General features: G+C 61.2%; 12 protein-coding genes. 10 read left to right on the top strand and 2 right to left on the bottom strand.

The genetic code is table 11. From position 1 onward, the window contains the following. Positions 1-9 precede the first annotated feature (9 nt). From rpsD to DWV58_RS00320, 6 genes are all read left to right on the top strand, one after another. Entirely contained in the window at positions 10-606 is a 597-nt protein-coding gene (rpsD, locus tag DWV58_RS00345) for a 30S ribosomal protein S4 (RefSeq protein WP_006235275.1), read from the top strand. A gap of 32 nt (positions 607-638) precedes the next feature. Next, positions 639-1580, top strand: coding sequence for a DNA-directed RNA polymerase subunit alpha (locus DWV58_RS00340; protein WP_006235276.1), 942 nt, complete (start codon positions 639-641; stop codon positions 1578-1580). Between the two features lie 30 nt (positions 1581-1610). Further along, positions 1611-2078, top strand: coding sequence for a 50S ribosomal protein L17 (gene rplQ, locus DWV58_RS00335; protein ID WP_006235277.1), 468 nt, complete (start codon positions 1611-1613; stop codon positions 2076-2078). A 92-nt stretch (positions 2079-2170) separates the two neighbouring features. Further along, complete coding sequence (gene truA, locus DWV58_RS00330; protein ID WP_117629206.1) at positions 2171-2995, top strand: tRNA pseudouridine(38-40) synthase TruA; 825 nt, start codon at positions 2171-2173, stop codon at positions 2993-2995. A gap of 161 nt (positions 2996-3156) precedes the next feature. Then, positions 3157-4197 (top strand): glycosyltransferase, encoded by a 1041-nt coding sequence (locus DWV58_RS00325; protein WP_158564492.1) that lies wholly within the window; start codon positions 3157-3159, stop codon positions 4195-4197. A 132-nt stretch (positions 4198-4329) separates the two neighbouring features. Then, the gene (locus tag DWV58_RS00320; protein ID WP_006235280.1) at positions 4330-4767 is read left to right on the top strand and encodes an arginine repressor; all 438 of its coding nucleotides are present in this window, start codon (positions 4330-4332) and stop codon (positions 4765-4767) included. Between the two features lie 184 nt (positions 4768-4951). Here the strand turns inward: DWV58_RS00320 and DWV58_RS00315 are convergent, their stop codons facing one another. Next, positions 4952-7168 carry a transglycosylase domain-containing protein gene (locus DWV58_RS00315; RefSeq protein WP_117629204.1) on the bottom strand — a complete coding sequence of 739 codons (2217 nt, stop codon included), beginning with the start codon at positions 7166-7168 and terminating at the stop codon, positions 4952-4954. Between the two features lie 162 nt (positions 7169-7330). Between DWV58_RS00315 and DWV58_RS00310 the strand changes: the two genes are divergently transcribed. The 4 genes from DWV58_RS00310 (at position 7331) to DWV58_RS00295 (ending at position 13677) form a co-directional block, all read left to right on the top strand. Continuing rightward, the gene (locus DWV58_RS00310; RefSeq protein WP_158549268.1) at positions 7331-9307 is read left to right on the top strand and encodes a U32 family peptidase; all 1977 of its coding nucleotides are present in this window, start codon (positions 7331-7333) and stop codon (positions 9305-9307) included. A gap of 97 nt (positions 9308-9404) precedes the next feature. Continuing rightward, complete coding sequence (tyrS, locus tag DWV58_RS00305; RefSeq protein ID WP_117638126.1) at positions 9405-10616, top strand: tyrosine--tRNA ligase; 1212 nt, start codon at positions 9405-9407, stop codon at positions 10614-10616. A gap of 274 nt (positions 10617-10890) precedes the next feature. Then, entirely contained in the window at positions 10891-12711 is a 1821-nt protein-coding gene (locus tag DWV58_RS00300) for an adenine deaminase (RefSeq protein ID WP_117775824.1), read from the top strand. 171 nt (positions 12712-12882) lie between these two features. Beyond that, entirely contained in the window at positions 12883-13677 is a 795-nt protein-coding gene (locus DWV58_RS00295; protein ID WP_117638124.1) for a Cof-type HAD-IIB family hydrolase, read from the top strand. A 118-nt stretch (positions 13678-13795) separates the two neighbouring features. Here the strand turns inward: DWV58_RS00295 and DWV58_RS00290 are convergent, their stop codons facing one another. Then, positions 13796-14638: a Cof-type HAD-IIB family hydrolase gene (locus DWV58_RS00290; RefSeq protein ID WP_117775823.1), complete on the bottom strand. Its 843-nt coding sequence runs from the start codon at positions 14636-14638 to the stop codon at positions 13796-13798. Between the last annotated feature and the right edge of the window lie 59 nt (positions 14639-14697).

Raw genomic sequence — 14697 nt, 5'->3', positions numbered from 1 at the left:
CGTATCAATATGGCAATCGACAGGACTCCTGTTCTTAAGCGCTGCCGTCAGCTCGGGATCGATCCCGCTGAGCTCGGTTACAGCAGCAAGAAGGAATCTATCCGTCAGCCCAAGCGCCGTCGCAAGGAATCTGAGTACGGCATGCAGCTGCGCGAGAAGCAGAAGGTCAAGTTCATCTATGGCGTTCTGGAGAAGCAGTTCCACGGCTACTTCAACAAGGCCCGCAAGATGAACGGCGTCACCGGTGAGAACCTCATGATCATCCTTGAGTCTCGCCTCGACAACGTCGTCTTCCGTCTTGGCTTCGCCCGCACCCGCAAAGAGGCTCGTCAGTCCGTCCGTCACGGTCACTTCACCGTGAACGGCAAGCGTGTGGACATCCCGTCCTACCGCGTCAAGGCCGGCGACGTCGTCGCTGTCGGCGAGAAGTTCCGTGACCTCCTCCCCATCAAGGAGGCCCTGATTTCCTCCGAGCGCTTTGAGGTCCCTGGCTGGCTCGAGGTCGATATCGAGAAGCTGTCTGGTAACGTGCTCGCTCTGCCGACGCGTGAGCAGATCAGCGGTGATATCAACGAGCAGCTCATCGTCGAGCTCTACTCTAAGTAGTCCATCCGGGCTGCTGAGGCTGGAGGTAATACATGTCAGAATTCATTAGGCCTCAGGTTCAGGTCGAAGAGATCAACGAGACGTCTGCTCGTGTCTCCGTCGAGCCGCTCGAGCGTGGTTACGGCGATACGCTGGGTAACTCCCTTCGTCGCGTTCTTCTGTCCTCGCTCGAGGGTGCCGCCGTCGAGGCTATTCAGATCGATGGTGCGCAGCACGAGTTCATGACCATCCCTAACATGGTCGAGGATGTCACCGACATCGTCCTGAATGTCAAGGGTCTTGTCTTCAGGGCTCTCGGCACGACCGACGAGGCGACCGCCACCATCTCGGTTGACGGCCCCTGCGAGGTCACCGGTGCGGACTTCTTTATTCCGTCCGAGTTTGAGCTGGTCAACCCCGAGCAGCACATCGCTACGCTCACCGAGGGTGGCCATCTCACCATGAGCATGCGCATCGGCTATGGCCGCGGCTATGTCTCTGGCGAGGCCAACAAGCGCGACAACGATCCCATCGGTGTGATCCACGTCGACTCGCTGTACTCGCCGGTTTCCCGTTGCGCCAAGCTCGTTGAGGCTTGCCGTGTCGGTCAGCACACCGACTACGACCGCCTTGTCCTCGAGATCGAGACCAACGGCTCCATCGCCCCGCGCGACGCCGTGGTCCAGGCTGCCAATATCATCAATCAGCATATGGCCGCCTTTATGAACCTTGCCGAGACCCCCGAGGTTGAGGAGGAGGCTTCGATCTTCGCTCCCGAGGTCACCAACGACAACGCCGAGCTGGACAAGCAGATCGAGGATCTGGACCTTTCCGTCCGTTCTTACAACTGCCTTAAGCGCGCCAGCATTCACTCGGTCCGTCAACTCGTTGAGTTCTCGGAGAACGATCTGCTCAACATCCGTAACTTCGGTGTTAAGTCGATCGAGGAAGTGAAGGACAAGCTTGAGTCCATGGGCCTGAGCCTGAAGGCTTAATGCTTCGCATATTTGAGGAGAAACTAGACCATGCGTCACAACGTTAAGAAGGGCCTGAAGCTCGGCACCGATGCGAGCCACACCAAGGCCATGAAGAAGAGCCTTGCTAAGGCCCTCTTCGAGAACGACCGCATCAAGACCACCGAGACCCGCGCTAAGGCGCTGCGTTCGGTCGTCGATCCGATCATCACTTGGGCCAAGAAGGGCGACCTGCACTCTCGTCGTCTGGCTATCGCCAAGCTCGGCGATAAGCAGCTCGTTGCCGAGATCTTCGACAAGGCTGCCCAGGGCATGTGGCAGGACCGCAACGGCGGTTATACCCGCATCATGAAGCTCGGCAACCGTAAGGGCGACAACGCTCCTATCGTTATCATGGAGCTCGTCACCGAGCCTTGCACGCCTAAGGCCAAGAAGGCTGCTCCGGCCCCCAAGAAGGCCGCTGCTCCCAAGAAGGTCGAGGCCGTCGAGGAGGCTCCTGCTGAGGAGACCGCTGAGTAGACAATCCGTCTGCATAGGCTATATTCGAGGGGTACGTTCGCGTACCCCTCTTTTTTTGTCGCGATACCGTTGATTGTTTGTTGGGAGCGCCCATGACCGCGCCGTCTGATTTCAATTCGATTCCTGAGCTCGATGCCACGCTTGTATTCTGTGTTGCCTATGATGGCTCGTCCTATAGCGGATTTGCCGAGCAGCCGGGCCAGACGACCGTTGCGGGCGAGTTGCGCCGCGCTATCGAGACGCTGCTGCGCCGCCCGATCGATCTGACGTGTGCGGGTCGTACCGATGCCGGCGTGCATGCGGTGGCCCAGTACATTAGCGTGCCCGTAACGGACGCTGAGCTTGCTCTGACGCGCCGTAGGTGGCTGAGGGCTATGGATGCCCTCCTGCCCAAAGATATCGCCATAAACGAGGTCTACAAGGCCCGTAGGGGCTTTTCTGCCCGCTTTGACGCGCGGTCCCGTACGTATACGTACCGTATTGCCGATCGCGATGCGCGCCCCGTGCTCTCGCGCGGTGCGGTGTGGTGGCATCGCTATCCCCTCGACGTCGATGCGATGGCGGCCGCCTGCCCTGCGCTTTTGGGCGAGCAGGACTTTAAGAGCTTTTGCAAGGTTGCCTCTGCTGTGGGCAAGCCCACGCACCGCTGCGTGATGCGTGCGGAGTTTGGCCACGAGGTCGCTTTTGGCGAGGATATCCTGACCTTCACTATCGAGGGCAATGCGTTTTTGCACTCGATGGTGCGTACCATTGTAGGAACGCTCGTGGAGATTGGCATGCATCGTCGCGATCCCCAGTGGATGCGCGAGGTTATTGACGCCCGTGACCGAACCGCTGCGGGTCCCACGGCGCCTGCCTGCGGCCTTACGTTTATGGGTGTGGATTACGGCCCCGACGAGCTTGTCGTTCTCGACTAGGGGAGTGCTCGGCGCGTCTGTGCCTTGCACATACTATGTGTGAGCTGCGCGTGTGCAACATCTGTTCTTGGCGTGCAACATGTTAGGCGGCTCGTTGCTTTTATAGCTCGGGTGTACCATGAACGACAGTTTGATTTGGTGCTATCGAGAGGATGGAAAACTTGGTTCGACGTTGTTCGCATCCGCGACTTTCGGTGATCCTTGTGGTAGAAGGTTCGCCCAGCTATGCGATGCGTGCGCTCGAGAGTATCCAGAACCAAGACCTCTATGATTTGCAGATTGTCGTTGTCTGCCGCGATGCTGTGCCCGGTGTGCGCCATTCGCTTCAAGTTGCTGCCGACAGGGACATCCATATTGATTTGATTGACGTCGAGGACGCGAAGCGCGGCGCTTGTCTTCGTGCCGGTTTTGATGCCTCGCGCGGCTCTCAAATCATCGCCATGAACGCCGATGAGTGGTTTGCTCCGCAGGCCCTTTCCAAGATGGTCGATATCGCGTGCAATACTGCGGCAGACATTGTGCTCCCCTCGGTGTCGCTCGATCGATACGATGCGCATCGCGAGCGTCATTCGCGCGTCTTGGATGCTGCCTCTATTGCCATAGAAGACGAGTCTTCTATGGTGACTGGGCTGCCCCAGTTGATTTTAGGCGGCTTGGTTGCTCAAGTCTCTGGCGTGATGTACAGCCGTCCACTGTTTGAGGCATGTCTTTTGTGCGATAAGACGTTTCGCACGGTTGGGTTTATGGCGTGCGCGCTCTCGCAGGCACAGCGCGTCTCCGGATGCGGCGACGCTTGTTTCCACGCGGCGGCGCCTAAGCTTACAGATGCCTTTGATCCCACCATGTATGCCAAGGTATCCGATGACGCCCGGGCGCTCGACGAGCTTGCGGACTCACTCTCGGAAGCAGATAGCGGTGGTCGGCTCAAGCTGGCAAGCCAAAAGTTCTACTTTGCCGGACTGGTCGCCTGCATCGAGAATTTGTGTCTGAGCCCGCATGGAGTGTCGTCAATCGAGCGTTCCGCCCGCATGCGTGATATGCTCGAGGCGCCTCGAACCCGTCAGATGGTCGCCGCGCTCAAGGATAACCATCGGGGACTCGGTCTGTTGTTTGGGCCGATCGCCAGCGCCAAGCCCGCGCGCTGCGTGATGTGTACGCATCTGGCAGCTTTTCTTAACCGGACGGGCGCAAAAACCGCCTAAACGGCTCATTACGAAACAAACTTGCATAGAATTGTTTCGAAATGCGTTCTTATACACAAAAGCCTTCAAATAGCGTTAAACTATTCAATCACTGATTGATTGTCTCCGCCATCTTTTGGAGAGAGGGTTTGTATGGCTAAAAAACGCAATGGGCGCCAGGATGCCATTAGAGATATTGTGCGCAATAAGGATGTCCGCACGCAGCGCGTGCTGGTCGATGAGCTCCGTGCTATGGGCTTTGATTGCACGCAGGCGACTGTCTCTCGCGATATTGCCGATATGGGGCTGCGTAAGCTCCCTGAGGGCATCTATGTTCTGGCAGAGGACCTGCACCTGCAGCGTATGGTTTCCGAGCTCGTAACGGGCGTTCTGCGTACCGATAATCTGGTTATGATCAAGGCTCAGCCTGGCACGGCTTCCGGCATCGCCGCCGCCGTTGATGCGGCAGAGTTGCCCGATGTGCTTGGCTCGCTTGCCGGCAACGATACGATTTTGGTTATTGCCCAGACGGCCGAGGACGGCGAGCGCCTCGAGGCGCTGATCAATAAGCTGAGCAATTCTCGCAAGTAGGTGTGCGGGCCGTGCGCTCGGCATTGCGTGCGCTGACATAGTGGCTTGTAAGGGGCATCGACGTTGGTCGGTACCCCTTTTTGTTTGCCGGTATAAAGACCGCCCACCAGGTCGCTTCAAACTAAAAGGCCCCGAGCAGTTCAATAAGCTGCTCGGGGCCTTGTTGGCTTTAGTCGCGTACTTCTTAGCCGACCGTATCGTCAGGCGTGGGCGAGGGGTCGGGAGTGGGCGTAGGCGTAGGCGTGCCGCCATCGCCGCCGGTCGAGCCACCAGTGGAGCCGCCCGTCGAGCCACCAGTGGAGCCGCCCGTCGAGCCACCGGTCGTACCGGTGCCGCCGGTGGTGTCGCCGCCCGTGGTCTCGGTGGTCGTGGTCGTCGTGGTAGTTGTTGTGGTGGTTTCCTCTTCCTCTTCGTCCTCGTCCTTGTCGTCGTTCTCCGACTTCTTGGTGTTGTTGGTGCCGTAGAACTTCCAGACGCTGTTGTTCTTGTAGGTGGGCGCCGTTCCGGTCGCAAACTCCTCGCGCTCGGTACCGGTCAGAACGGTGTTCATAAACCGCTTAAAGACAGGTAGGTTGGTGCTGTCGCCCAGCAGGTCCGTGCCGTACTTTTGGATGGGGATCTCGCCCGCGGAATAGCCGGTCCACAGGGCGCACGCCAGCTGCGGGGTATAGCCGCAGAACCAAAGGTTGGTGGTGTTGTCGGTGGTGCCCGTCTTGCCGGCATAGGGCTGGTTGACACTCAGGGCGCCGGCAGCACCCGTACCGCTGCCCTTCATGACGCCGGACAGAACATCGGTGACCGCGGCGGCCTCGCCCTCGGTAAGCACCTGTGAGGGATTGTCGGTGTGCTGGTACAGCACCGAACCGGTACGAGAATCAATCTCGGTGATGGCGATCGGCTGGCGATAGTAGCCGCCGTTGGCAAACGTCGCGTAGGCGGCGGCCATCTCGAGTGGCGAGATCGAGCCGGTGCCGAGCGTCATGACGGGAACGTCCTCGATGTTGTCCTTGGCGGGGTCGATGCCGAGCTTTTTGACGAGCGAGATGATCTTGCTGTTGCCGACGGCTTCCGCCACCTGGATGTAACCGGTGTTGGAGGAGTATGCCGTCGCCTGCTTAAGCGTGATGTTGCCGTAGCTCTGGTTGGCGTAATTTTGGACCTCGGTCGTGGTGCCCTTGGCCTTGAGCGGCGAGTTGCAGTTGAGGGTGACGTTGGGGTTCATGCCGTTTTGGATGGCAGTTGCCAGCGTAAAGGCCTTAAAGGTGGAGCCGACGGGACGCTTGGCCGTGGCATGGTTTACGTGGTTCTCGTCGGCGTTGTAGTCGTAGCCGCCCACCATGCACTTGATGTAGCCGGTCTTGGGGTCGACGACGACCATGCCCATGTCCAGGCCGTCAAGCGAGAGCGTGTCGAGCTGCTCGCGGACGGCATTCTCTGCCACCTGCTGCATCGTGGGGTCGATGGTGGTCTTGACGGTCAGGCCGCCCTTAAAGAGCACGTCGGTCGAGAACTCCTGCTCCAGCAGCTGCTTGACGTAGGAGACAAAGTAGGGCTGCGAGTATACGTCGACGCCGCTGCCCGAGATTTCGGTCACATTGAGGGTGATGGGCTCGGCCTGTGCGGCATCGTGCTCCTCCTGGGTGATGTGGCCCAGGCGCAGCATGTTGTCGAGAACCTTGTTGCGGCGAGACAGTGCCAGATCGGGATTGACCGTGGGGTCGTACTGCGAAGGCGAGTTGGGAAGGCCGATGAGTAGCGCGGCCTCGCTCAGGGTGAGGTCGGCGGCGCTCTTGGACAGATAGGTCTCGGCTGCGGCCTCGATGCCGTAGGCGCCGTGGCCGTAATAGATGGTGTTGAGGTACATCATGAGGATCTCGTCTTTGGAGTACATGTCCTCCATCTTGATGGCGATGTAGGCCTCGCGCACCTTACGCTCAATGGTCGAGTCGAATTGCTCCTCCTGCAGGATGGTGTTGCGCACAAGCTGCTGGGTGATCGTCGAGGCGCCTTCGTGCCCGCCGCCGAGGGTTGCCACCGCAGCACGCGCGATACCCCACAGGTCGATACCGCCGTGCTCGTAGAAGCGCTCGTCCTCGACGTCAACGGTGCCCTGCAGCACGTAGGGGGAGACCTCGTCCTTGGTGATGGACTTGCGGTTTTGCGTGTAGAAGCTCGCGATCTTGTTGCCGTTACAGTCGACGATCTCGGTGGGCTCGCTCACCAGATACGCGTTGGCGTCGGTGTAGTCGGGCAGATCGGACAGCCAGCGGTTGACGTTACCGACCATGCCGATGCCAAACGCCACGCCCGCAATCAGCAGAAAGCCCAAAAACGAGAGCAGGATTATGGGCAGGGCGTGCGTCTTTGAACGGCTGTGTCCCTGTCGTTGGCGAGGACCCATATATTGACCTCCAGGTATGTCGTGCCAGACGGTGGATGTGCCGTCGGGGCAGGATGGACATAAGTTATTACACGATAAACCAAACGGGGCGCGCGAGGCCTCGTGTATGCTGGAAGACGGCATTTTTCAGAGTGAATGCATACCTTGGTAAGGAGTTTGTCGATGGCGATTCGGACGATGGGGCCGAGCGGACAATACGAGACTGGATTGGATGCTGCCGGTGCGGCGCTGCCCGAGCTGCTGGCGCCGGCGGGCGGACTCGACCAGATGCTTGCGGCCATCGCCGCGGGTGCCGATGCCATCTATGCGGGGTTGGGCGGCTTTAACGCCCGTGTGAGCGCCCATGGCTTTACGGATAACGAGTTTGCGCGCGGCTGCGCCGTGGCGCATGCCCATGGCGTGCGTGTGTACGTAACGCTCAACGTGTTCGTGTTTGACGATGAGTTGTCCGACGCGGTGGCGTTGGGAGCTCATGCACTGGAGCTGGGCGCCGATGCTCTGATTGTCGCCGATGCCGGGTTGGCCTGCGCGCTGCGCGCGGCGATTCCCGGGGTCGAGATTCACCTGTCCACGCAGGCGGGCGCTCATAGCGAGGGTGCCGTGCGGCTTGCCGCCGATGAGCTGGGGGTCGAGCGCGTGACGACGGCACGCGAGCTGACGGTCGACGAGATTGCGGCGCTATGTGCCACGGGCGTGCCCATCGAGGTATTCTGCCACGGTGCGATTTGCATCGGCTATTCGGGGGCGTGCGAGTTCTCGGCCCTGCGGCGTGGGCGCTCGGCGATGCGCGGCGACTGCACGCAGCCGTGCCGTCTGGCGTACGACCTAGTGGACGAGGCGGGGCAGAGTGTTGTTGCCGTCGAGGGAGACCGCCTGCTTTGTCCGCGTGACTATCTGGGTATCGCGCACCTGCCCGAGCTTGTTGCCGCCGGCGTGGCATCGCTCAAGATCGAGGGACGCATGAAGAATCCCGATTACGTATTCAACGTGGTGAGGGTGTGGCGTCGGGCACTCGATATGCTGTGCGACGGCGCGTGGGACTCCGGTGCCGTGGAAGAGCTTGAACGCGAGCTGGGAAGGTCGTTTAACCGTGGGTTTACCGATGCTTACCTGCGGGGTCGTTCGGGTGCCGAGCTCATGAGCTTTGAGCGCGCGATCAACCAGGGCGTGCGCGTGGGGCGCTTGGTCGCTGTGGGCCACGAAGAGGTGACCGTTGAGCTCGATGCCGCCGTGGCGGCGGGTGACACGCTCGAGATTCGGTTCTATCCGGGTGTCGACGCGCGTCCCGATGTGCCCAAGCGCTGGCCGCAGGTGCCCTGCCCGGTGGATGCCGCAGCGGGGAAGCGCGTCGTCGTGCATTGCAAGCGTAAGGTGGACGCGGGCTGCGAGGTCTATCTGATTCGCAGCGCCGGCGTGTTGGATCAGACGACGGCGGTGTTGGAGCGCATGCGGGCCGAGGCGGATGCGATTGCGCCCGTTGCGCGTGCCGTTGAGGTGCTGCCCTTTGAGGACGCTGCGGTGGATGGCGGCGCGTCGACGGAGTTGGCGGGGTCGGCGGGGCCGGTAAAGCGCGAGGATTTTGCTCGTATGGTCTTTGCCTGGGAGCTGATGGATGTGGGTCCGCGCGATGAGCGAGATCTGTCCGATACAACGGTGGTGCTCGACGAAGTGTGCCGCGCGGGCGACGCCGAGCGGACTCGGGCGCTTATGCAGCGTGCCGGGCGCGTCGTCTGCCGCAATCTGGGACAAGTGGCGATGGCCCGCGAGCTGGGCACAACGTTTGACGTGGCGGCGCCGGTGTTCTGTGCCAATCGGGCCACGCTTACCTGGCTGCGCGGACTCGGTGCGGGGCGGGTGTGCTTGTCGGCCGAGTTGCTCGGCAATGATGCGGAGCGTGTTGCCGAGCTTGCCGCTTGCCCCGGTGTCTTGGGGCCTGTCGATGCCGACCGTCCCGAGATCATGGTGTGCGAGCACTGCTTGCTGACTGCCGAGGGCGCCTGCGCCACGGATGCAACGGGGCAGGTCCGTTGCCGTGACTGCTCGCGCCGTCAGCAGGCGCGCTTTTTGGTCGAACGTGACGGCACGCGTTTGCCGGTCGTTATCGACGCGTGCGGCAGGACGAGGATTTTCCTGTCGTAGGTGTTCGGCCGCGCCGTTTTGGTTATTATGAGTGGGTTTATGAACTTCGAGCACCGCCGTATCCGGTGAGGGTGCTATAGCAAAAGGAGGATACCCAATGCTGTCTGTCGACGAGCAAATGCGTATCATCACCTCGGGCGCAGCGCAGATCGTCCCCGAGGCCGACCTTCGCAAGAAGCTTGAGAAGGGCGAGCCCCTCAACATCAAGCTCGGCGTCGATCCCACCAGCCCCGACCTGCACCTGGGCCATGCCGTGCCCCTGCGCAAGATGCGTCAGTTCCAGGACCTGGGCCACAAGGTCACCCTCATCATCGGTAACGGCACCGCACTGATCGGCGATCCTTCGGGCAAGAATTCCACCCGCCCGCAGCTTTCGCAGGAGCAGATTGAGGCCAACGCCGAGACCTACGTGAGCCAGGCCATGAAGATCCTGGATCCCGAGAAGACCACCATCGTGCACAACGGCGACTGGATCCTGTCGATGGATCTGGCCGGCCTGCTGCAGGTGTGCTCCAAGTTCACCGTCGCCCGCATCCTCGAGCGCGATGACTTTACCAAGCGCTACCAGTCCCAGACGCCGATCGCCCTCCACGAGTTCCTGTACCCCGTGATGCAGGCCTTCGACTCCGTTCAGATCAAGGCCGACGTGGAGATGGGCGGCACCGACCAGCTCTTCAACCTGCTCGCCGGCCGCGAGCTCATGGAGAAGATGGGCATGGAGCCGCAGATCGCGCTTACCATGCCGCTGCTCGAGGGCACCGATGGCGTGCGCAAGATGTCCAAGTCCTACGGCAACTACATCGGCCTGACCGATGCTCCCAAGGATATGTTCGGCAAGACGATGTCCATCCCCGACGAGATGATCGGCAAGTACTATCGTCTGGCCAGCTCGCTCACCCCGGCCGAGGTCGACAAGATCGACGCTGCCCTGGCCGACGGTTCCGCCGATCCCTATGAGCTCAAGCGCGCGCTGGGCCGCGACCTGTGCGACACCTATCACGGCGCCGGTGCCGGTGACGAGGCTCAGGCCGAGTTCGACCGCGTGTTCAAGGAGGGCCAGCTTGCCGACTTCCCCGAGAAGCATGTCGAGCTGACCGTCAACGACGAGGGCCAGATCTACCTCGCAGGCCTGCTTAAGGACCTGGGCCTTTCGGCGAGCGCCGGCCAGGCCCGTCGCGACATTGACGGCGGCGGCGTCAAGATCAACGGCGAGGCGGTGGCTCCCAAGAGCTACAACATCGACCCGAGCGCCCTCAAGCTGGGCGACACCCTCTCAGTAGGCAAGCGCAAGGGCTTTAAGTTGGTCTAGCAAGTAGGTCAACCTAACATGTGCAATAGGGCCGCAGCCGGAACGATTCCGGCTGCGGCTTTTTTGGCACTTGGGGACGTTCCTTTTGTGCCGGCACTTTGGGACACTCCTTGTCATTGGTGCAAAGTAACCTGTCCCCATTGCGCCAAGCGGCGTGTGCCGTTAAGCGGACGGGGTGTTAGCGGGACCTTCTTTTGGGCATACAATGGCTATTGGCTTGCTGCGGTGAAGGCCCGTCCGCCCCGCAGTTATTTCTACGGTTAAAGGAGTATGTATGTCCGTTGAGGTCATGAGGTCTGTGATCGACGCTGCCGAGGGCCGCGTGCCCGTCGACACGCTGTTTGCCAATGCGCAGATTGTCGACGTGTACGGTCAGCGCGTGGCGCCCGGTAGCGTTGCCGTCAAGGACGGCGTAATCGTCGGCGTGCTCTACAACGGGCGCGACGATGCCGCCGGTACCTATGAGGCTGCCGAGGTTATCGACTGCCAGGGTCGCTATCTCGCCCCCGGTTTTATCGACGGACATCTGCACATTGAGTCCTCGAACATCCGCCCCGCCGAGTATGCGCGCATGGCGGCGACGCGCGGTACCACCACCGCCATTGCCGACAGCCACGAGATTGCCAACGTGGCGGGCCTGGACGGTCTGCGCTTTATGATCGAGGACGGCCGCCGTACACCCATCTCCATCAAGTACATGATGCCTTCGTGCGTGCCCGCGCTGCCCGATGAGCAAGCGGGCGCTGTGATTACCGCCGCTGACATGCAGGCGTTTTTTGCCGAGCATCCGGGCGACGTTTTTGGCCTGGGCGAGATGATGAACCTGCCGGGTGTCTTTATGGCCGATCCTGAGACCTGTGCTCGCATCGATGCTGCCAACCAGACGCCGTCCAAGCAGGTCGACGGCCATGCGCCGCTCGTTGCCGGCAAGGACCTCAATGCCTATGCCGCGGCGGGCATTATCGCCGACCATGAGTCGACGATTCCCGAGGAGGCGCTCGACAAGCTGTCTCGTGGCATGTACGTGATGCTGCGCGAGGGCACCTGCAGCCATGACCTGGCCAACCTGTCGCCGATGCTGCTGGAGAATCCCGCGCGCGCCCGCCGCTGTTGCTTTGCGACTGACGACCGCGCCCCTTCCGATGCGCTTGCGACCGGCATGATCGACAATGCCTGTCGCGTGGCTATCGAGGCCGGTATCGACCCCGTGGTTGCCATCTCTATGGCGTCCCTCTCCACGGCCGAGGCGTTTGGCCTGGACCACGGTTGCCGCGACCCGCACGAGCTGCGTGGCGCCATCGCCCCGGGCAAGCGTGCCGACCTGCTGGTACTCAACGACCTGACGTTTGCCACGGCTCCGCATCGCGTATATGCCGCCGGTGCTCTGGTGGCGCAGGACGGCACCTTTGTGGGCGAGATCGCACCCGAGATGGCCGAGGTTGCGGCCCTTGCCGATGAGCTGCGTGCTTCCGTTAAGCTGCCGAAGCTATCGCTTGACGTGTTCGACTATGCCTTTAAGCCGGGCGAGGCCGTGATCGACGTGGTGCCGGGCAAGGCCATCACGGGCATGGCTCGTCCCGAGAATGCCGAGGGCCTGCGCCGCATTATGCTGATCGAGCGCCACGGCCGCGGCTTGTCACTGCAGGCCGAGGGGGCCGACGGTGATGGCCCTGCGGGCCTGGGTCTTGTTGGCAAGCACATTGGTCGCGGCTGGGTGCGTGGCTTTACCATTACGGGCGGTGCCATCGCCTCGACGATCGGCCACGACTCGCACAACGTGTGCGTGGTGGGCGACAACGCGGCCGATATGATGGCTGCCGTTGAGGCCGTGGGCCAGGGCGGCCACGTGCTGGTGCGTAACGGCGAGGTCGTGGCGCGCATTCCGCTGCCGCTCGGTGGCCTTATGAGCGAAGGCACGGCCGAGGACGTTGCCGCGCAGCACGACGACTTTATGGTCAAGGCACGCGCCATGGGTATTGAGCCGCCGCTCGACCCCATCATGGGCATCATCTTCCTGCCCCTGCCGGTTATCCCGACGCTCCGCATCCGCCCCGAGGGCATGTTCGACGTTACAACCTTCACCTACGCCGACTAGTCATCGGGGTGGCGTGTCGCCTGACGCCGCGACCGTGAGACCTCTGGCATGTGTGAGCTATTTGCCAGGTCCTTGTAACGTTTACGCCCGCGGAGTCTTATTTGAGCTCCCTTTGGGTACGTTGGAATCGGATACACGTTCGATTCCAACAAGCCCGAAGGGAGCTTTTCTATGTTTAAACTGATTGCATCCGATATGGACGGCACGCTGCTTGACGAAAACGGCCAGGTGCCTCCCGAGACCTACGAACTGATTCTGGCGCTACACGAGCATGGCGTGCATTTCGCCGCATCGTCAGGTCGTCGCTACGATCGCCTGTGCGAGTTCTTTGCGCCCGTTCGCGACAAGATGGACTTTGTCGCCGCTAACGGCGCCCAAGTCTACGCCGACGGTAAGATGGTAGACCGTGAGGTGTATTCGCACCTGGCGATTCGAAGGCTCGCCCAGGCCGTCGCGACGTTTCCCAATCTGCATCTTGCGCTCTTTGACCGTACCAAGTCCTTCCTGCTCGATGACGAGAGCAAGTTCGTGCGTGAGGTCGATAAGGACCTTCCCAATGCCGAGCGCATTTGGGAGCTGCCCGATCCCAGCGTAAATATCATCAAGGCGAGTATCTTTTGCGACGACAGTGCGGTTATGGACAGTGCGTACGTGCTACAGCGCGAACTTGGTCAGCTCTTTACTTTTGCGCCTTCGGGCAACGCGTGGATCGATGCCATGCAGCCTGGTGTGTCGAAGGCCTCGGGTATCGCGCAGCTCGCGGAGCATTACGGCATTGGTCGCGACGAGGTCATGGCGTTTGGCGACTCGATGAACGACTACGAGATCATTCGCTTTGTCGGCACGGGCTGCGCGATGGAAAACGCGCGCCCCGCGCTTAAGGCGGTGGCCGATCGCGTGGTGGGTTGCAACCGCGACCACGCCGTCCAGCAGGAGCTCCGTCGCGTGCTGGAGAGTCTCTCCTAATTCGGCAGATGGGGACGTTCCTTTTCTGCCGACAGTGGGGGACAGTCCTTGCAGCTTTTTGCGAAGAGTGTCCCCAGTGACTAGTCGTTTAAGAACGTCCCCAATGACTGACCAATGACTAGGCGAGGGCGGCCATGATGGTGCGGGCGACGCCGTCGTGGTCGTTGTCGTATTCGGTGATGGCGTCGGCGGCCTCGCGGTCCTCGGACTCGGCGTTGATCATGGCCATGCCGTGGCCCGCTGCCTGCAGCATGGGAATGTCGTTGATGTTGTCGCCGAACGACCAGGCGTCGGCGAGACGCTCGCCCAGGTGCTCACATAGCCACGTGAGGGCCGTTCCCTTGGTGGCTCCCTCGCCCATGACCTCGATATTCATGGCGTACGAACGCGTGACCTCGATGCCTTCGAGCGTGTCGAGCGCTGCCGCGATGGCGTCGCGATCGGCTGGGTCGTGCCAGTACATGGCGATGCGTTCGAGTGTCTCGACTCCGTCGATCTTGCTGTCGATATCCATGTCGATCGGCGTTCGCGTGCGCTTGAGCGAAGCTGCGATGTGGGGGTCGCCGCCGCAGAATTCGTCCAGGCGCTCGTAGAGCGAGCGGGGGAGGAAGCACTGCCCGTCCGCGAAGATATCGAAGGTCACATCGTGGCCGGCGGCAATGCTATGGACGCGGTGGGCGATGGCGCGGTCGAGCGGTCGGCTCAAAATGCGCGTAGCACGTGAGACATCGGTAGGCGTACCGTCGTCGAGCTGCCAGACGCTGGCACCGTTAGCACAGACCGCGTAGTGTACGGCGGGGTGGGCGAGGATGGGCTTAAAGATGCCCGACAGTGGACGTCCCGTGCAGGGAACAAACTCGATGCCACGACGTGCGAGCTCGTCGAGCATCGCCCAGGTGGCATCGCTCATTTGCTTATCGCTCGTCAGCAGCGTCCCATCCATATCGGAAAACACAATCATTTGATGCAACCCTTTCTACTGGCATAAAAAGCGTGGCCGAGGGCTTGGGTCCCTGGCCA

This window comes from Collinsella sp. AF11-11 (assembly GCF_003465485.1).
In the GTDB taxonomy this organism is placed as follows: Bacteria; Actinomycetota; Coriobacteriia; order Coriobacteriales; family Coriobacteriaceae; genus Collinsella.
The sequence above is the reverse complement of the archived record's forward strand: the minus strand, read 5'-3'. Positions and strand labels throughout refer to the sequence as shown.